17 protein-coding genes are annotated in these 18135 nt (G+C 67.5%); 13 read left to right on the top strand and 4 right to left on the bottom strand.

What is annotated here, in order from left to right:
* Positions 1-27: 27 nt before the first annotated feature.
* The 4 genes from O0K41_RS05250 to xth all read left to right on the top strand — a co-directional run bounded on the left by O0K41_RS05250 (position 28) and on the right by xth (position 3595).
* Positions 28-645 carry a hypothetical protein gene (locus O0K41_RS05250; RefSeq protein ID WP_126411534.1) on the top strand — a complete coding sequence of 206 codons (618 nt, stop codon included), beginning with the start codon at positions 28-30 and terminating at the stop codon, positions 643-645.
* 51 nt (positions 646-696) lie between these two features.
* Complete coding sequence (locus tag O0K41_RS05245; protein ID WP_275575614.1) at positions 697-1242, top strand: DUF3304 domain-containing protein; 546 nt, start codon at positions 697-699, stop codon at positions 1240-1242.
* Between the two features lie 124 nt (positions 1243-1366).
* A complete protein-coding gene (locus tag O0K41_RS05240) occupies positions 1367-2776 on the top strand; it encodes a coniferyl aldehyde dehydrogenase (protein ID WP_164222654.1) in 1410 nt (469 codons plus the stop codon).
* A 51-nt stretch (positions 2777-2827) separates the two neighbouring features.
* The gene (gene xth, locus O0K41_RS05235) at positions 2828-3595 is read left to right on the top strand and encodes an exodeoxyribonuclease III (protein ID WP_164221828.1); all 768 of its coding nucleotides are present in this window, start codon (positions 2828-2830) and stop codon (positions 3593-3595) included.
* 72 nt (positions 3596-3667) lie between these two features.
* On the opposite strand, the gene O0K41_RS05230 is transcribed toward xth, so the two are convergent.
* Positions 3668-3919, bottom strand: coding sequence for a GlsB/YeaQ/YmgE family stress response membrane protein (locus O0K41_RS05230; protein ID WP_005411656.1), 252 nt, complete (start codon positions 3917-3919; stop codon positions 3668-3670).
* 84 nt (positions 3920-4003) lie between these two features.
* On the opposite strand from O0K41_RS05230, the gene O0K41_RS05225 reads away from it, so the two are divergent.
* The 9 genes from O0K41_RS05225 to O0K41_RS05185 all read left to right on the top strand — a co-directional run bounded on the left by O0K41_RS05225 (position 4004) and on the right by O0K41_RS05185 (position 12316).
* Positions 4004-4603, top strand: coding sequence for a 4'-phosphopantetheinyl transferase superfamily protein (locus O0K41_RS05225; RefSeq protein ID WP_164221830.1), 600 nt, complete (start codon positions 4004-4006; stop codon positions 4601-4603).
* A 39-nt stretch (positions 4604-4642) separates the two neighbouring features.
* On the top strand, positions 4643-5281 hold the full coding sequence (rsmG, locus tag O0K41_RS05220) for a 16S rRNA (guanine(527)-N(7))-methyltransferase RsmG (protein ID WP_012481632.1): 639 nt from the start codon (positions 4643-4645) through the stop codon (positions 5279-5281).
* A 113-nt stretch (positions 5282-5394) separates the two neighbouring features.
* On the top strand, positions 5395-6192 hold the full coding sequence (locus O0K41_RS05215) for a ParA family protein (protein ID WP_005411653.1): 798 nt from the start codon (positions 5395-5397) through the stop codon (positions 6190-6192).
* On the top strand, positions 6192-7115 hold the full coding sequence (locus tag O0K41_RS05210) for a ParB/RepB/Spo0J family partition protein (RefSeq protein ID WP_005411652.1): 924 nt from the start codon (positions 6192-6194) through the stop codon (positions 7113-7115). The genes O0K41_RS05215 and O0K41_RS05210 overlap by 1 nt, the downstream gene beginning before the upstream one ends.
* 125 nt (positions 7116-7240) lie before the next feature.
* On the top strand, positions 7241-7975 hold the full coding sequence (locus O0K41_RS05205; RefSeq protein WP_088435751.1) for a suppressor of fused domain protein: 735 nt from the start codon (positions 7241-7243) through the stop codon (positions 7973-7975).
* A gap of 45 nt (positions 7976-8020) precedes the next feature.
* Entirely contained in the window at positions 8021-8986 is a 966-nt protein-coding gene (locus O0K41_RS05200; protein WP_049449876.1) for an NAD-dependent epimerase/dehydratase family protein, read from the top strand.
* 89 nt (positions 8987-9075) lie between these two features.
* Complete coding sequence (locus O0K41_RS05195; protein WP_010482377.1) at positions 9076-9798, top strand: glycosyltransferase family 2 protein; 723 nt, start codon at positions 9076-9078, stop codon at positions 9796-9798.
* Positions 9798-10145 carry a lipid-A-disaccharide synthase N-terminal domain-containing protein gene (locus O0K41_RS05190; protein WP_005414908.1) on the top strand — a complete coding sequence of 116 codons (348 nt, stop codon included), beginning with the start codon at positions 9798-9800 and terminating at the stop codon, positions 10143-10145. Before O0K41_RS05195 ends, O0K41_RS05190 begins: the two co-directional genes overlap by 1 nt.
* A gap of 398 nt (positions 10146-10543) precedes the next feature.
* Positions 10544-12316, top strand: coding sequence for a DUF885 family protein (locus O0K41_RS05185; protein ID WP_005411647.1), 1773 nt, complete (start codon positions 10544-10546; stop codon positions 12314-12316).
* A gap of 133 nt (positions 12317-12449) precedes the next feature.
* Here the strand turns inward: O0K41_RS05185 and O0K41_RS05180 are convergent, their stop codons facing one another.
* The 3 genes from O0K41_RS05180 to O0K41_RS05170 are packed head-to-tail and all read right to left on the bottom strand — an operon-like array spanning position 12450 to position 18125.
* Positions 12450-15659, bottom strand: a complete 3210-nt coding sequence (locus tag O0K41_RS05180; protein WP_108270108.1) for a CusA/CzcA family heavy metal efflux RND transporter — start codon at positions 15657-15659, stop codon at positions 12450-12452.
* Positions 15660-15669: 10 nt separating this feature from the next.
* Positions 15670-16875 carry an efflux RND transporter periplasmic adaptor subunit gene (locus O0K41_RS05175; RefSeq protein ID WP_049448172.1) on the bottom strand — a complete coding sequence of 402 codons (1206 nt, stop codon included), beginning with the start codon at positions 16873-16875 and terminating at the stop codon, positions 15670-15672.
* Entirely contained in the window at positions 16872-18125 is a 1254-nt protein-coding gene (locus O0K41_RS05170; RefSeq protein ID WP_049448175.1) for a TolC family protein, read from the bottom strand. Before O0K41_RS05170 ends, O0K41_RS05175 begins: the two co-directional genes overlap by 4 nt.
* Positions 18126-18135: the final 10 nt, after the last annotated feature.

The following is an 18135-nucleotide window of genomic DNA, read 5'->3' as shown; positions in this document are numbered from 1 at the left end:
GTGTGATTCATCGAATCGGATCGGGGAATGCGCAGCGTACTTCTGGCAGCGATCATCACTGTCTCAGCGCCAGCGGCCGGCGCAGAAACGCATGTAGCCGCCGGCGGTGCGACACCGCAGGGAAGCCTGCGAGTCGAGGAAAGATCGCCCGTGATCAAACAACTTTGCAAGACAGAGAAGGTCTGGCTGTCCTGGAACAAAGCCGTACCAAACGCAACGCTGGTGACCTGCGATTGCAGTTGCACATCGCATGACAACTCAGGATGGCTTGTTGAGGCGCAACCGGAAGTCGACACCTATCGGGTACATCGAGTCTCTCTCGGCAAGGTTTTCAGTCCCACGGAGTTACGTCGGGCTGGTGCGCGGATTCAGGACATCGTCTCGTCGCATCCGTGGTGTTCAGCCGCCAGACCGAGCGTGCCGACGAATGCCGTGTTCGCGACGTTGGTGAAGCAGCCCACGGAATCGGGCGATGAGCCTTACTGCTTTACACCCCACTTCTTCGTAGGTGATCCAAAAGCCCCCCTGAGAAGAACTCCAGTTTCGGGTGAACTGTTCTCCGATTCGCCCGCAGCAGAATCAGCAGTGATCGCGCGGGAGGTCAAGATGCTGCGTGACTGGAGGCGGGAGTTTGCGCCTGAGTAGGGCCTTGGTGCCCTCGGACAAGAAATGAGGGCTATACATTATGGAGTTTCAATGATGTTTGTTTTGAAGCGCGTGGCGCTGGCATTTCTTGCTGGCCCACCTCTGCTCTTGTCTGCCTACGCTGTGGAAGCCAGCGCGATCTATGGCGTCAACCACACCCATTGGGCGATCAACCGGTTCAGTGTCGATGGCCGTTCGGCGATTGACATTATTGGTCCGTATCAAGGTGGCGGTGGAGGGTGCTGCTACATGGCCCCAGATCAATGGCAACCAGGAACGATGGTACGGGTCGATTGGGAAACGGGGGTAGGAGGCTCAAAAGGATTTCCTGGATTTGCTGATGAGGCGAAGTACGACGCCTGGCTGCAGCAGATCGAGGCACAAAAGAGGACGCACAGCAAAGTCGTCCCCGTCCCGGATTACACCGATCAGAGAGTCTGCGGCATCACCGTGCACTTCCTGCCATGTGATGACATTCAGGTCACCACCTCCTGTTACGCCTACGGCAGCCCCGAGTACCCGATCAAGATTCCGCTTGAGTTGCCAGAACCGCAGTCTTGCCCGGCACAACGTACCGACCAGCAGAAGGCGTATTGATGGACGGGTTTGCATGCGAGGGTGAACGCATGCAAGGCGGTTGGGATGTACCCGAATGAGACCCCGCGCCACGGTGTGAAGGTTGGCATGCGAGCCGAGTACGGCTCGACCCTACAATCGGCCCATGACCACCATCGCTCCAGCCGACCTCCGCGCCCTCCTGCACACCCTGCGCAGCGCCTGGCAGTCGCAGCGGCCCACGCTCGACCAGCGCGAAGCCGACCTGCGCCGCCTGCGCGAGGCCTTGAAGCCCCGCCTGGACGAGATGGCCCAGGCCATCGCCGAGGACTTCGGCCACCGTGCCCACGTTGAATCGAAGCTGGCCGATGGCATGAGTGTGCTGTCGGCCATCGACCACCTGCGCCGCCACCTGCGGCGCTGGTCGAAACCGCAGCGGGTCGGCGCCGGCTGGCGGTTGTGGCCGGCACGCGCGCAGCTGCGGCCGACGCCACTGGGTGTGGTCGGGGTGATCTCGCCATGGAACTATCCGGTCACCCTTGCCCTGGTGCCGCTGGCCACCGCGATTGCTGCCGGTAACCATGTGCTGCTGAAGCCTTCGGAACACACCCCGCGCACCAGCGCGTTCCTGGCCGATCTGCTGGCCAGTGTGTTCCCGCCCGATCGGGTGGCGGTGGTGCAGGGCGGGGCGGATGTGGCGGCGGCGGTGTCCTCGCTGCCGCTGGACCATCTGCTGTTCACCGGCTCGACGGCGGTCGGCCGCAAGGTGATGGCCGCCGCGGCTGAGCATCTGGTACCGGTCACACTGGAGCTGGGCGGCAAGTCGCCGGCGATTGTCTGCCGCGATTTCCCGCTGGACAAAGCCGCCGCGCGGCTGGCCACCGGCAAGTGGTTCAACGCGGGCCAGACCTGCATCGCGCCGGATTACGTGCTGATCGATACGGTCCGCCAGCGCGAGTTCGTACAGGCGCTGCAGCAGCAGGTGCGCGAGCGCTATGGCGACTTCAGCGATGCCGACGACTACACCCGCATCATCAATGAAGGCCAGTACCGGCGCCTGCAGGGCTACCTGGCACAGGCGCGGCAGCGCGGGGTGCCGGTGATTCCGCTGGCGCAGGTGGATGACGCGCGCGCCGACCGCGAGCGCCTGCTGGTGCCGACCGTGGTGCTGGACCCGCCGGACGACCTGGACCTGATGCGCGAGGAGATCTTCGGGCCGATCCTGCCGGTGCGGGCCTATCCGGACCTGGAGGCGGCGCTGGCCGACGTGCTGTCCCGCGACCGGCCGCTGGCGCTGTATCCCTTCAGCCACGACACGGCGACGGTGGAGCGCATCCTCGGCCAGGTGGTGGCCGGCGGGGTGACGGTGAACGACACGCTGCTGCACTTCGCCGCCGATGGATTGCCGTTTGGCGGGGTCGGGGCCAGCGGCATGGGCGCGTACCATGGCCGGGCCGGGTTCGATGCGATGAGCAAGCGGCTGCCGGTACTGTGGCAGTCGCGCTGGGCGGCCAGCGACCGGCTGCGCCCGCCGTACTCGAAGATTGCGGGGTTGTTGAAGCTGCTGCTTCGGTAGTGCCCACCTGGGGTGGCACGCGTGCCAAGCGCACCCGGGTAGAATGCCCGCATGAAAATCGCCTCGTGGAACGTCAATTCGCTCAATGTCCGCCTGCCGCACCTGGAGCAGTGGCTCAAGGACTTCGGCCCGGACATCGTCGGCATCCAGGAAACCAAGCTGGAGGACCACAAGTTCCCCGATTCGGCGCTGATCGCCGCCGGCTACCGCAGCGTGTTCGCCGGCCAGAAGACCTACAACGGCGTGGCGCTGCTGTCGCGTGAGCCGGCGCAGGACGTGCAGATCGGCATTCCCGGTTTCGAGGACGAGCAGAAGCGCGTCATCGCCGGCACCTTCGGCGACCTGCGGGTGATCAACCTGTACGTGGTCAACGGCCAGGACATCGGCACCGACAAGTACGCGTACAAGCTGCGCTGGCTGGAAGCGGTGCATGCGTGGGTCGCGCAGGAGCTGCAGCGCCACCCGAAGCTGATCGTGATGGGCGACTTCAACATCGCCCCGGACGCCCGCGACGTGCACGACCCGGAGGTGTGGAACGACAACCACATCCTGACCTCCACCGCCGAGCGCGGCGCGCTCAACAAGCTGCTGCAGCTGGGTCTGCACGATGGCTTCCGCCTGCACAACGACGAGGCGGGCACCTTCAGCTGGTGGGATTACCGTGCCGCCGGCTTCCGCCGCAACCTGGGCCTGCGCATCGACCTGACCCTGGTCTCCGACGCGCTGAAGGGCAGCGCGGTGGCCTCGGGCATCGACCGCGAGCCGCGCACCTGGGAACGCCCGAGCGACCATGCGCCGGCGTGGGTGCAGATCGGTTGAACGAACAGGGCCCGACGATTGCCGGGCCCGTTCTGGAACATCTGCCGGCCAGTGGCCGGCACTACCCTCAGATCACCGTATGCTCTTGCGGGTGAACAGGTTGACGATCGCCAGCAGGATCACCGCGCCGATCAGCGAGAACAGGAAGGTGCGGATGGTGATCGCTTCGTTGATGCCGCCGCCGAACAGCCAGCCGGAAATCAGCGCGCCGACGATGCCGACCACGATGTTGAGGATGATGCCCTGCTGGGCATCGCGCTTCATGATGATGCTGGCCAGCCAGCCTACGATGCCGCCGACGATCAGCCAGATGATGATGCCCATGATCGAACCTCCGGTGGGAAACTGTGACCAGTTGACGCGCACGGCCGTGAACCCGTCGTGCAATTGCGTGATGGGCGCGTGCGGATGAGCCTGCCAGCCACCCTCGACGGCCCGTGGCGCTTCGGTCCGGTAACGGTCTGGCGGCGTCCGCACGTGCCGGGCCAGCGCGGTGAACCGCAGGCCCGGCAGGTACTGGCGCAGGCGCTGGGCAGCGATCCGCAGACGCTGCCACTGGTCCGTGACGACAAGGGCCGGCCGGAGCTGAGCGGCCCGTTGGCCCACTACGGGACCGGCTGGAGCCACAGCGGTGAGGTGCTGCTGGTGGCGCTGGGCGAAGGCGTACGGCTGGGCGTGGACCTGGAACTGCTGCGGCCGCGGCCGCGTCTTCTGGAAATCGTGCGGCGCTTCTTCCACCCGCAGGAGGTGGCCTGGCTGGAACGCCTGGACGAGGCCGACCGCGAGCACTGGTTCTTCCGCGTGTGGTGCGTCAAGGAAGCCATCCTGAAGGCGCACGGCCAGGGCATCTCGTTCGGCCTGCACCGCCTGCAGCTGGCGCCGGGGGCCGATGGCGCCCTGCACCTGCGCTGGTGCGACCCGGAACTGGGCGAGGCCGCGCGCTGGCACCTGCACGAATGGCAGGCCAGCGGCCAGTTCCGTGCGGCGTTGGCCTGGTATCCGCACTGAAGCGGGGAATCAGCGCGCAAAACCGGCGATAATGTCGGCATGAGCGAACACCCACTTCCCGCCAGCGTGGCTGCCACGCTGGAACAGGGCCTGGCCAGCATGGGCCTGGACGCCGCGCTGGCGCCGCCGCTGCTGCGCTACCTGGCCCTGCTGCACCGCTGGAACGGCACCTACAACCTCACCGCCATCCGCGACCCGCAGGAGATGGTTACCCGCCACCTGCTCGATTCGCTGGCGATGCAGCCGTTCGTGGCTGATGGCAGCCTGGCCGACCTCGGTACCGGCCCCGGGTTGCCCGGCATCCCGCTGGCGATCGCCTGCCCGGGCCTGCAGGTCACCCTGGTGGAGAGCAACGGCAAGAAGGCGCGCTTCATGCGCGAGGCCGTGCGCCAGCTCGGCCTGGGCAACGCCCGCGTGGCCGAATCGCGGGCCGAAGCGCTGGACGAGGCCGGTCGTTACGACCAGCTGACCGCGCGCGCAATGGATACCCTGGCTGGCATCGTCCGCGTCGGCGGCCATCTGCTGCGCCCCGGTGGCGTGCTGCTGGCCATGAAGGGCGTCTACCCGCATGAGGAGATCGCGGAACTGCCGGCTGGCTGGCAGGTGCGTGAGGTGACCCCGCTGAGCGTGCCCGGCCTGGCCGGCGAACGCCACCTGGTCACCGTTACAGGTCCCTGATTTTCGCCGCCAGCCCTTTGTGGAACAACGGGTTGGCGATCCACGATTTCCGCAAGGGGCCGGTTGTACGCATAATGACCGGTCCCAACCATCCGTCGACGAGGCACACCCGCATGGCCCGCATCATCGCCATCGCCAACCAGAAGGGTGGCGTCGGCAAGACCACGACCGCCGTCAACCTGGCCGCTTCCCTGGCCAACGCACCCAAGCGCGTGCTGTTGGTCGACCTGGACTCGCAGGGCAACGCGACCATGGGCAGCGGCGTGGACAAGCGTGAGCTGGCGGCCTCCACCTGCGATCTGCTGCTGGGCGAGAACAGCGCCGCCGATGTGCGCGTGCAGACCGCCGAAGGCTACGACCTGCTGCCGGGCAACATCGACCTGACCGCCGCCGAGATCCAGCTGATGGGCCAGAGCGAGCGCGAGCAGCGCCTGAAGCGCGCATTGGCGCCGATCCGCGACGAGTACGACTACATCCTGATCGATTGCCCGCCGGCGTTGTCGCTGCTGACGCTCAACGCGCTGGCCGCCGCCGATTCGGTGATCGTGCCGATGCAGTGCGAGTACTACGCACTGGAAGGCCTGAGTGCGCTGGTGGAAACCATCGAAGCCCTGCGCACCAGCCTGAACCCGGCGCTGGAGATCGAAGGCGTGCTGCGCACCATGTTCGACGTGCGCAACAACCTGGCCAACGCAGTGTCGGCCGAGCTCACCGAGCACTTCGGCGACCGCGTGTTCCGCACCATCGTGCCGCGCAACGTGCGCCTGGCAGAGGCACCCAGCCATGGCCAGAGCATCGTCGGCTACGACCGCGCCTCGCGCGGTGGCGTGGCCTACCTGGGCCTGGCCGGCGAGATCATCCGCCGCAACAACGAACGCAACAAGGCCGCCAAGGCCGTGGAGACCGTCTGATGACCAGCAGCAAGCCGGCAGCCAAGAAGCGAGGCCTCGGCCGTGGCCTGGACGCGCTGCTGGGCCCGAAAGGCGCGGTCAGCCAGGTGCAGGCCACCACTGCGGTGATCGAACCGCTGCCGGGTGAAGTGCTGCGCAAGTTGCCGGTCGGCCAGCTGCAGCCGGGCAAGTACCAGCCGCGCCGCGAGATGGACGAGGGCAAGCTCTCCGAGCTGGCCGACTCGATCAAGTCGCAGGGCGTGATCCAGCCGATCCTGGTGCGCCAGCTGCCGGCAGGCAACTACGAAATCGTCGCTGGTGAGCGCCGCTGGCGCGCATCGCAGCTGGCCGGCCTGGACGAAGTGCCGGTGGTGGTGCGCGAGCTGGAAGACCGCACGGTCATCGCGATGGCGCTGATCGAGAACATCCAGCGCGAAGACCTCAACCCGCTGGAAGAAGCCGAGGCGCTGCAGCGCCTGATCAGCGAGTTCACCCTGACCCATGCCGAGGCCGCCGAGGCCGTCGGCCGCTCGCGCGCGGCGGTGTCCAACCTGCTGCGCCTGCTGGAGCTGCCGGTGGCGATCCGGCTGCTGCTGGAAACCCGCCGCCTGGAAATGGGCCACGCCCGCGCGCTGCTGACCCTGGCTCCCGAGCTGGCTGGCAAGCTGGCGCAGGAAGCGGCCGATGAAGGCTGGTCGGTGCGCGAGGTCGAGCGCCGTGCGCAGGCCTTCGCCGCCGGCAAGGTGCCGAGCAACCGCCCGGTGGCGACGCCGAAGGTGCAGCAGGCCGACATCGCCTCGCTGGAAACCGAACTGTCCGAAGCACTGGGTGCCAAGGTGGCGATCAACCACGGCCGGGGCGGCAAGGGCAAGCTGATCATCCACTACACCGACCTGGATACCCTGGACGGCGTGCTGGAAAAGCTGCGTACGCGCCAGGGCTGAGCCCGGCGCAGCGCCAGGGGGTGCGGCCTGTTCCCGCCGCGTCCTGCAGATGACAGGGAACGCACCGCCGCGCGTGCCGGGGATGCACTGCTCTCCGGTCCGTGGCCTCATCCAGGGAACAGGACATGAGCAACGAATACGAGGACGTCAGCCCGGACGGCACCCAGATACTGGTACATCGCCGCGAAAAGGACTTCGTGCCCGCCATCGGCGAAGAACAGCACATCGAGGCGATCAGCGCCCACCTCGAACGCCATCTGGGCCCGGTGTCCGGTGTCTTCCACGAGATCATCTCCGACCTGGTGCACATCGACGTGCACGTGGTGCCGGCCAATGACCACTGCCCGTACCTGCGCCTGGTCACCTCCGGCATGAGCGACCTGCCGATGACCGTGCCCGCCGAGGTGGACGCGGACGTGCCGCGCTACATGGAACTGATGGTGACCCTGCCGGCCGACTGGCCGATCTCCCAGGACGCCTTCGAGGACGAGCGCAATTACTGGCCGGTGCGCCTGCTGAAGGGCATGGCACGGTTGCCGCACGAGTACGACACCTGGCTGGGCTTCGGCCACACCATTCCCAACGGCCATCCCAGCGAGCCCTACGCGCCGGGCGTGGGTTTCGATGGTGCCATCGTGCTGTCGCCGGTGACCGCCCCGGAGGACTTCGCCACGCTGGTGCTGGAGGACGGCAGGACCATCAGCTTCATGAGCCTGGTTCCGCTGTACCCGGAAGAGATGGACCTGAAGCTGAGGAAGGGCGCCGAGGCGCTGCTCGACCGCTTCGATGCGAAGAACATCCAGGACGTGATCGAACCCGGCCGCACCAACGTGGCGAAGAAGCGTTTCGGTTTGTTCTGAGACCGGTAACATCAGGGGCCTGAACTTCGTTTCCAGGCCCCTGTCATGACCATCCTGCTCACCGGCGCTGCCGGCTTCATCGGTGCCTACACCGCCCGCGCGCTGCTCGAGGCCGGCCAGCCCGTGGTCGGCCTGGACAACTTCAACGACTACTACGACCCGCAGATCAAGCGCGACCGCGTGGCTGCGCTGTGCCCGGCGCTGGACCTGCGCACCCTGGACCTGACCGACCAGCAGGGCCTGGCGGCACTGTTCGACGAGGTGAAGCCGACTGCGGTGATCCACCTGGCCGCGCAGGCCGGCGTGCGCTATTCGCTGGAAAACCCGCACGCCTACGTCGACAGCAACCTGGTCGGCTTCGTCAACATGCTCGAACTGTGCCGCCACCGTGGCGTGCAGCACCTGGTCTATGCCTCCAGCAGCTCGGTCTACGGCGATTCGGCCACGCCGCCGTTCTCCGAGGACCAGCGCGTGGACCAGCCGCGCTCGCTGTACGCGGCGACCAAGGCGGCCAACGAGCTGATGGCCTACACCTACGCGCAGCTGTATCGCCTGCATGCCACCGGCCTGCGCTTCTTCACCGTGTATGGCCCGTGGGGCCGGCCGGACATGGCACCGCTGCTGTTCTCGCGCGCGGTGCTGGCCGGGCGGCCGATCGACGTATTCAACGAAGGCCGCATGCAGCGCGACTTCACACATGTTTCCGACATCGTGTCGGGTATCCTCGGCGCCCTCGCGCATCCGGCCGACGGTCCGGTGCCGCACCGGGTGTTCAACCTCGGCAACCATACGCCGGTCGAGCTGGAGCGCTTCATCAGCGTGATCGAGCAGGCCGCCGGCCGCCCCGCGCAGAAGGTCTACAAGCCCATGCAGCCCGGTGACATGGTGCGCACGATGGCCGATACCCGGCGCGCCCATGACGCATTCGGCTTCGACGCGGTGACCCCGATCGAAGAAGGGCTGCCGCCTGTCGTGCAGTGGTGCCGCGAGTACTTTGGCGACCGCGCCTGAGGACGGATCCTCACGCCACCAGGTTCATCTTCGGATAACCTCGGTTTCGGAGAATGCGCGGTCTTTGTCCCCCCTTGGCCGAGTGCCTTATGAGCCAACCCGAGCTTTCCGTTGTCGTCCCGGTGTTCAACGAGCGCGACAACGTCGCCCCGCTGGTTGCCGAAATCACCGCTGCGCTGCGTGGCCGGCTGCCGTTCGAGATCGTCTACATCGATGATCACTCGCGCGATGACACCCTGGCGGTGCTGCAGGGCCTGAAGGCGACCACACCGGAACTGCGGGTGCTGCACCACGTGGACCAGAGCGGGCAGAGCACCGCCGTGCGCACCGGTGTCAAGCATGCGCGGGCGCCGTGGATCGCCACCCTGGATGGCGATGGCCAGAACGATCCGGCCGATATCCCCAAGCTGCTGGCCGCGCGCGATGCCGCCGAGGCGCAGGTGAAGCTGTTCGCTGGCTGGCGCGTCAACCGCCAGGACAGCGGCAGCAAGCGCTGGGCCAGCAAATGGGCCAACGCCATCCGTGCACGCATGCTGCGCGACGATACGCCCGATACCGGCTGCGGCATCAAGCTGTTCGAGCGCAGCGCGTTCCTCGACCTGCCGTATTTCGACCACATGCACCGCTACCTGCCGGCGCTGATGCAGCGCGCCGGCTGGAAGACCACCAGCGTGCCGGTCAACCACCGCCACCGTACCGCCGGCGTGTCCAAGTACAACAACCTGGGCCGTGCACTGGTCGGCATCCGTGACCTGCGCGGCGTGGCGTGGCTGATCACCCGCAGCAAGCGCACCGCAGTGGAGGAGCGTTGATGGACCTGGAGCTGCACTGGCTCGACCAGCCGCTGACCTGGTTGTACTGGACCGGCCTGCATGTGACCGGCTGGAAGCTGATCGGCTATACCGGCGCGCTGATGTTCGGCGGCCGCTGGCTGGTCCAGTTCATCGCGTCCAAGCGTGCGGGCAAGCCGGTGATTCCGCGCCTGTTCTGGTACATGAGCGTGGTCGGCAGCCTGATGACGCTGAGCTACTTCCTGTTCTCCGCCAAGCAGGACTCGGTGGGCGTGCTGCAGAACCTGTTCCCGGCGTTCACCGCGCTGTACAGCCTGCAGCTGGACATCAAGCACCGGGGCTGGAAGCGGGACAAGGCCAGCCATTGAGGCTGCGCCGGGATGCGGTCTGCCGTGGGTAGAGTCGACTGTCAGTCGACTTTCGCGCGGAGCACGGGGTTTGCTGCATATGGCGGAAGAGCAGCCGACTGACAGTCGGCTCTACCACGCGCCTCCGGCGTTGGGGCCCCGGCCTGCGGCTGGTTCCCGGCCCTGCCTGCCGTGGGTAGAGTCGACTGTCAGTCGACTTTCGCGCGGAGCGCGGGTTTGCTGCATATGGCGGAAGAGCAACCGACTGACAGTCGGCTCTACCACGCGCCTTCGGCGCTGGGGCCCCGGCCTGCGGCCGGTTCCCGGTCCTGCCTGCGCTGCAGGCAGGACCTTCGTCCCATGCCACGGGCCGTGGGCGGTGCCATCATCGGGGTCTGCCTTCCCGGGAACCTGTGCTCGTGAAAACCCGTCTTGCCGTTGCCCTGCTGATTGCCCTGTCCGCGCCCGCCGTGGCCCTTGCCGTGCCGCCTGCCACCGCCGCACCGGCCAGCGTGGCCACCGAATCGCCCGCCGATGCCGCCTTCCGCGCGCTGTACGAGAAGGAATGGAAGTGGCGCCAGCAGGGCGGCGGCGAGGCCAGCGAAGACGAAGACGCGCCGGCCAATGCCACCCGCATGCCCGATGTCGGCCCGGCCGCGCAGCAGGCGCGCCTGAAGGTGTGGGACGAGACCCTCGCCGCGCTGAAGAAGATCGACCCGAAGACCCTGTCGCCCGACAACCAGGTCAACTACGCGATCTACCACGACCAGGTGTTCAACCTGGCCGAAGAGACGCGCCTGCGCGGCTACGAGATGCCCTTCAACGCCGACTCCTCGTTCTGGTCCAACCTGTCCTTCATGGCCCGGCGCGAGATGAAGACCGTGCAGGACTACCAGAACTACATCGCACGGCTGAACGATGTGCCGCGATACTTCGGCCAGCAGACCGAGAACATGCGTGCCGGCCTGAAGCGTGGCTTCAGCGTGCCGCGTGCCGTGCTCGATGGCCGCGAGGTCTCCATCGCCACCGTCGCCGAGCTGATGGATCCCACCGAGTCGCCGCTGTACGCGCCGTTCAAGAAACTGCCCAACAGCATTCCGGCCGCCGAGCAGGCCAGGCTGCAGGCGCAGGCGCGTGAAGCGATCAGCGGCAAGGTGGTGCCGGCGTTCCAGCAGCTGCGCACCTTCTTCGTCAACGAGTACGTGCCGCAGGCGCGCACCACCCTGGCCGCCGAAGCGATGCCTGATGGCAAGGCGTACTACAAGCAGCAGATCCACGAATACACCACGCTGGACCTGTCGCCGGACGAGATCCATCGCATCGGCCTGGATGAAGTCGCACGCATCCAGAAGGAAATGAACGACATCATCAAGCAGGTGAAGTTCAAGGGCAGCTTCGCCGAGTTCCTGACCTTCCTGCGTACCGATCCGCAGTTCTATGCCAGGACGCCGGAAGAGCTGCTGTCGCGTGCCGCGTGGATCTCCAAGCGGGCGGACGGCCAGCTCGGCAAGTACATGACGCTGCCGCGCGCGCGCTTCACCATCGTGCCGGTGCCGCCGGATATCGCGCCGTTCTGGACCGCCGGCCGTGGTGGCATGGGCACCTACTGGCTCAATACCTACAACCTGCCGTCGCGCCCGCTGTACAACCTGCCGGCACTGACCCTGCATGAGTCCGATCCGGGCCACGCGCTGCAGGGCGCCATTGCCGCCGAGCAGAAGAACCTGCCCGAGTTCCGCCGCAATGCCTACATCTCCGCCTATGGCGAAGGCTGGGCGCTGTACTGCGAGAAGCTGGGCGTGGAAATGGGCATCTACGAAACCCCGTACGAGGATTTCGGCCGCCTGACCTATGAGATGTGGCGCGCCGCGCGCCTGGTGATCGACACCGGCGTGCACAGCAAGGGCTGGACCCGCGAGCAGGCGCTGGCCTACCTGCGTGACCACACCGCGCTGAGCGAGCATGAAGTGACCACCGAAGTGGACCGCTACATTTCCTGGCCGGGCCAGGCGCTGAGCTACAAGCTGGGCGAGATCGCCATCGTGCGCCTGCGCGCGCAGGCCGAGAAGGAACTGGGCGACAAGTTCGACATCAAGGGCTTCCACGACACCCTGCTCAAGCAGGGCTCGGTGCCGCTGCCGGTGCTGGAACAGCAGATCCAGGCCTACATCGCCGAGCGCAAGAAGGCCTGACCGCTACCGGGTAGTGCCGGCCGCTGGCCGGCAACCTGCACGCACCGCGATCGTTCGACATTGCCGGCCAGCGGCCGGCACTACCTCGGACCGGGAAACGGGGTCGGATCACAGGATCCGACCCCGTGGTCTTTCACCCCACCGCCCGCGGCTTGGCTACCCGCGCCGCGAAGGTCGGCAGCACCAGCAGGGTCAGCACGGTGGCGGTGATCAGGCCACCGATCACCACCGTCGCCAACGGCTTCTGCACTTCCGCACCGGAACCGCTGGCAATCGCCATCGGAATGAAGCCGACGATCGCCACCAGCGCCGTGGTCAGCACCGCACGGATACGGCTCGATGCACCGTTGATCGCTGCCTGCAGCGGCAGGTCACCGGCATCCAGGCGTTCGCGGATCGCCTGCATCAGCACCAGGCCGTTCAACGTGGCCACGCCGGATACCGCGATGAAACCCACCGCTGCCGACACCGAGAACGGCATGCCACGCAGCAGCAGCGCGAGGATGCCGCCAACCAGCGCCAACGGCACGCAGCTGAACACCAGAATGGCTTCCTTGCCGCTGCGCAGGGCCATGAACAGCAGGCTGCCGATCAGCAGGAACACCACCGGCACCACCGTCGCCAGCCGCTTCTCCGCGCGCTGCAGGTTCTCGAACTGACCGCCCCAGGTCAGGTAGGCACCCGGCGGCAGTGCCACGTCGGCCACCGCTGCCTGTGCCTCGCCGACGAAGCCGCCCAGGTCGCGGCCACGCACATTGGCCTGCACCACCACACGGCGGCTGCCATTGTTGCGGCTGATCTGGTTCGGCCCTTCGCTCACCGTGATGCGCGCCACCGACGACAGCGGAATCACCAGCCCTGACGGCGTGGCGATCGGCAGTGACGCGAGCTGGTCCGGATCGTTGCGCGAGGCATCGTCCAGGCGCACCACCACGTTGAAGCGGCGGTCGCCCTCGAAGATCTTGCCGGCCGCCGTGCCGCCGATGCCGGTGGACAGTGCATCACTGACGTCTGCGGCGGTCAGCCCGTACTGCGCCGCCGCCACGTGGTCGATCGCCACGTTGAGCGTAGGCAGGCCGGAGATCTGTTCCACCCGCACGTCGGCCGCGCCGTTCACCGCACGCAGCTTCAGCGCCACTTGATCGGCCACCTTCTGCAGCTGGCTGAAGTCATCGCCGAAGATCATCACCGCCAGGTCGGTACGCACGCCGGAGATCAGCTCGTTGAAGCGCAGTTCGATCGGCTGGCTGAACTCGAAGCTGTTGCCCAGCTGCTGCCCGGCCAGCTTTTCGAAGCGCGCCACCAGTGCGTCCTTGGCCAGCGTCGGATCGGGCCAGTCCTTGCGCGGCTTCAGCACGATCACACTGTCGGAGATGTTGGTCGGCATCGGGTCGATGGCCGCCTCGGCGGTACCGGTACGCGAGAATACGGTTTCCACTTCCGGCTGCTTGGCAATTGCTTTTTCCAAAGCCAGCTGCATCGCCAGCGACTGCTCCAGCGAGGTCGAGGGCACGCGCAGGGCCTGCATCGCCACGTTGCCTTCGTCCAGCGTCGGCATGAACTCGCGGCCCAGCAGCGAGAACGCGCCGATGCCCACCACCACCATCATCACCGCACCGGCCAGCACCGTGCGCGGATGCGCCACGGCCTTGCGCACCACCGGTTCGATGCGTGCACGCAGCACGCGGATCAGCTTCGTCTCGTGCTCGCCACCTTCGGCATGCGTATCGCCGTCCTTTACCTTTGGCTCGCGCACCAGCAGCGCGGCCATCGCCGGAACGAAGGTGAAGGAGAACAGGAAGGCACCGACCAGGGCCAGCATGAAGGTCGCCGCCATCGGGTGGAACGTCTTGCCCTCCACACCTTCCAGCGTGAGGATCGGCGCGAACACCAGCAGGATGATCAGCTGGCCGAAGGCCGCAGGGCGCGCCATCTTCATCGCCGAATCGGCGGCCACGCGCAGCCGCTCCATCGCGGTCAACGCACGGCCCAGTTCGGCGCGGCGCTGGCCCAGCATCAGCAGGGTCGATTCGACCACGATCACCGCACCGTCCACCAGGATGCCAAAGTCCAGCGCACCCAGGCTCATCAGGTTGCCGCTGATCCCGAAGCGGTTCATGCCGATTACTGCGAACAGGAACGACAGTGGAATCACCAGCGCGGTGATCGCTGCTGCACGCAGGTTGCCCAGCAGCAGGAACAGCACCACCACCACCAGCAGCGCGCCCTCGGTGAGGTTCTTGGCCACGGTCTTGATGGTGGAATTGACCAGCACGCTGCGGTCCAGCACCGGCGCGGCCACGATGTCGGCCGGCAGCGATTTGTTCACCTGTTCCAGGCGCGCCGCAGCGGCCTGCGCCACGGTGCGGCTGTTGCCGCCGGCAATCATCAGCGCGGTACCCAGCACGGCTTCATGGCCGTTGCGGCTGGCCGCACCCAAGCGCGGCGCGCGGCTCAGCTCGACCTCGGCCACATCGGCCACGCGCACCACCACGCCATTGCGGGTCGCCACCGGCGCCTGTGCCAGATCCTCGGTGGTCAGCGCCAGGCCATCGGCACGCACCACCAGTCCTTCGCCGGCGCGCTGCACGAAACCGGCACCGGCCTGCACGTTGGAACGCTGCAGGGCGGTGACCAGATCGGCCAGGCCGAGGCCGTGCGCGGCCAGCCGTGCGCTGTCCGGATGCACGCCGTATTCCTTGACGTAGCCACCGACCGTATCGACGCCGGCCAGCCCCGGGCTGGAACGCATCTGCGGCGCGATGATCCAGTCCTGCACGGTACGCAGGTAGGTGGCACGTTCTTCCGGCGTGCGCAGCAGATTGCCTTCCGGCGTGCGGTAGACCTCGCCGGCCTGCCAGCCCGCTTCACCCGGCTTGGCCAGCCTGGCCGGATCGAACGCGGTGAAGTCCACGGTCCACATCAGCACTTCGCCGAGGCCGGTGGTAACCGGCGACAGCATCGGCGACGCGCCATCGGGCAGGTCTTCAGATGCCTCGCGCATGCGTTCGGCCACCTGCTGGCGCGCGAAGTAGATGTCGGTCGCATCGGTGAAGATCGCGGTGACCTGCGAGAAGCCATTGCGCGACAGCGAACGCGTGGTGGTCAGGCCAGGGATGCCGGCCAGCGCGGTTTCCAGCGGGTAGGTCACCTGCCGCTCGATCTGCTCCGGGGTCAGCGCCGGTGCCACCGTGTTGATCTGCACCTGGCGGTTGGTGATGTCCGGCACCGCGTCGATCGGCAGCTTGCCCAGCTGGAACAGGCCCACCGCGGCGATCAGCGCCGCCATGAACACCACCAGCCATCGGTGGCGCACCGCTGTTTCAATGATCAGCTTGAACATGGTCGCCTCCTCAGTGGCCGTGCTCGGCTTCGCCCTTGGCCAGTTCGGCCTTGAGCAGGAAGGCATTGGCACCGACGATGCGCTCGCTGCCGGTCAGGCCACCGAGGATCTCGATGCGTTCACCAGCGCGACGGCCGGCCAGCACCGGCTGTGCCTTGAAGCCGCCTTCGACGGCGACGAACACCGCGCTGCTGCCATCGACGTTCTGCACTGCATCGGCCGGGACGCTGAGCGAGTCGTCCTGGCCTTCGGTGACCACCACCGCCGATACCGGCGAACCTGCCGGCGGCAACGAGGCATCCACCGGCGTGGCACGGATGACCGCGACGCCGCCCTGCTGGCGCACATCGGCGGCCGAACCGGTGACGGTGGCGGTGAAGCTGCCACCCGGCACGCTGACTTCCAGCTTCATGCCGGGCGTGACCTGCGCGGCCAGCGCCGGCGGTGCGGTGAACACCAGCTCGTTCATCGTCGGGTCGGCGACGTCGGCCACCGCGCTGCCGGCGGCGACCACGCCGCCCGGGGTGACCTGCACGTTGCCGACGATGCCGGCCACCGGGCTGGTGATGCGCACGCGACCGCTGGCATCGGGCGCACCGTTGGCGGCGGCCTGGGCCTGCGCGGCAGCAGCCTGGGCCTGTGCCGCCAGCGAACGTGCACGGGAGGCTTCCATCTCCTGGCGGGCGACCACGCCCTGGTCGACCAGCGCCTTGTCGCGGCCATAGGCCAGCCGCGCGGCTTCGGCTTCGGCCGCTGCGGCCAGCGCATTGGCGCGGAACACCGCCGCTTCGCCGCTGACCACGATCGCCAGTGCCTGGTTCTGCTTCACCGCGGTGCCCGGTGCGACCAGAACGCGTTCGACGCGGCCGGTCACGGTCGACGCCACCGAGGCGCGTGCACCGACCGACGGTTCGACCCGGCCGGACAGGCGCGTGGAGCCACCGCCACCGCGACCGATCGCGACCACTTCGATACCGGAGGCCTTGATCTGCTCCGGGGTCAGCTGCACCACGCCTTCGTCGGCGTCAGCAGGTGCCTTCGCGGTTTCTGCCTTGGCTTCCTTGCTGCCGGCGGCATGGCCGTGGCCATCGTCGGTGCCGGCCTTGGCCGCAGCGGGGTTTTCATTGGCAGGCGTCTGCGCGTTGCCGGCGCAGCCAGCCAGCAGGACGGTCAGCAGCACGCCGCCGATCAGCGGGAAAGTGCGGGAGAGAGTCATGGAGCCTCCACAAAGGGTGCGCGCCCTTCCAGGCGGGCAAGATCGATTTCCGCGGCGACGCGCGACAGGCGCGCATCCACGGCGGTGCCGCGGGCGGCGATGAGGGCGCTGCGCGTGCTGCGCAGTTCCAGCTGCGAGATGCGTCCGGCGTCGAAGCCAATGCGGGCCAGGCGATACGCCTCTTCGGCGGCGACCACGCTTTCATCGGCGGCGTGGGTACGGCTGCTGGCGGCCTTCAACCCGGCCACCGCAGAGAGGCGCTCGGCCTCGCTGTCGCGGCGCTGCTGGTCCAGGCGTGCTTCGGCCGCGCGCTGGTCGGCATTGGCGGCGCGGATGCCACCGCGGTTGCGGTCGAACAGCGGGATGCTGAGGCTGACCCCGAGGTTGTAGGCGCGCTCGCCGCCTTCGCGGAAGCGGGTCTGCGCGGCGGTGACACTGAGGTCGGGCAGGGCACGCTTGCGCTCCACCTCGACCAGCTTGCCCGCCGCATCGGCTTCGGCTTCGGCAATGCGCACCGCCAGCGCCACGTCGGTGGCACCGCGCGGCAGCGGCGGCGCACGGTCGAGCAGGCTGTCGTTGATCGACTGCACCGGTGCATCCAGCAGTGCAGCACCGGCCAGGCGGGCCAGCGCGGCATCGCGGAACGCCTGCGCTTCATCCAGCGCTGCGCTGGCGTTGGCCACCTCGCTCTGCGCCTGCACCGCACGCAGCTGCGGTTCGCGGCCCTGCTTGACCAACGCGTTGACGGCGTTGGCGTCAGCGCGGGTGAGGGTCAGTGCTTCTTCGGCCAGGGTGTAGCGGCGCAGTGCACTTTCCGCCTGTGCGTAGACCACCGCCAGCTGGCTGGCCACGTCGCTGCGGCTTTGGGCACCACGCAGGTTGGCGGCCTGTGCTTCGGCCCGGGCCGCACGGACGCGCGCGCCACGCTGGCCCCAGACCTCCAGCGGCTGGGACAAAGTGAGCACGGTATCGGCCTTGCCCATGCCGCCGTAGGAGCCGGTGCCCCAGGCATTTTCAGCTGAGTAGGAGAGGGAAGGGTTGGGCAATGCACGGGCCTGGTCGGCGCGCGCGTCGGCGGCCTCGGCCAGCGCCGCACCCACGCGGGTGCCGGGCAGCTGGTCCAGGCGTTCAAGCAGGGTGTCGTAGGAAGGGGCGGCTTGCGCCATCACCGGTGCCGCCGGGGCCAGGCCCAGCAACACGGCGACGACCAGCCCGGCCGCGCGCGGCGACCGAGGTGTCAGGATCGACATAGGGGGGATT

Origin of the sequence: Stenotrophomonas sp. Sm2128 (assembly GCF_030985535.1) — a bacterium.
In the GTDB taxonomy this organism is placed as follows: Bacteria; Pseudomonadota; Gammaproteobacteria; order Xanthomonadales; family Xanthomonadaceae; genus Stenotrophomonas; species Stenotrophomonas maltophilia.
Note: the sequence above shows the minus strand (reverse complement) of the source record. Positions and strands in the feature narration are given on the sequence as shown.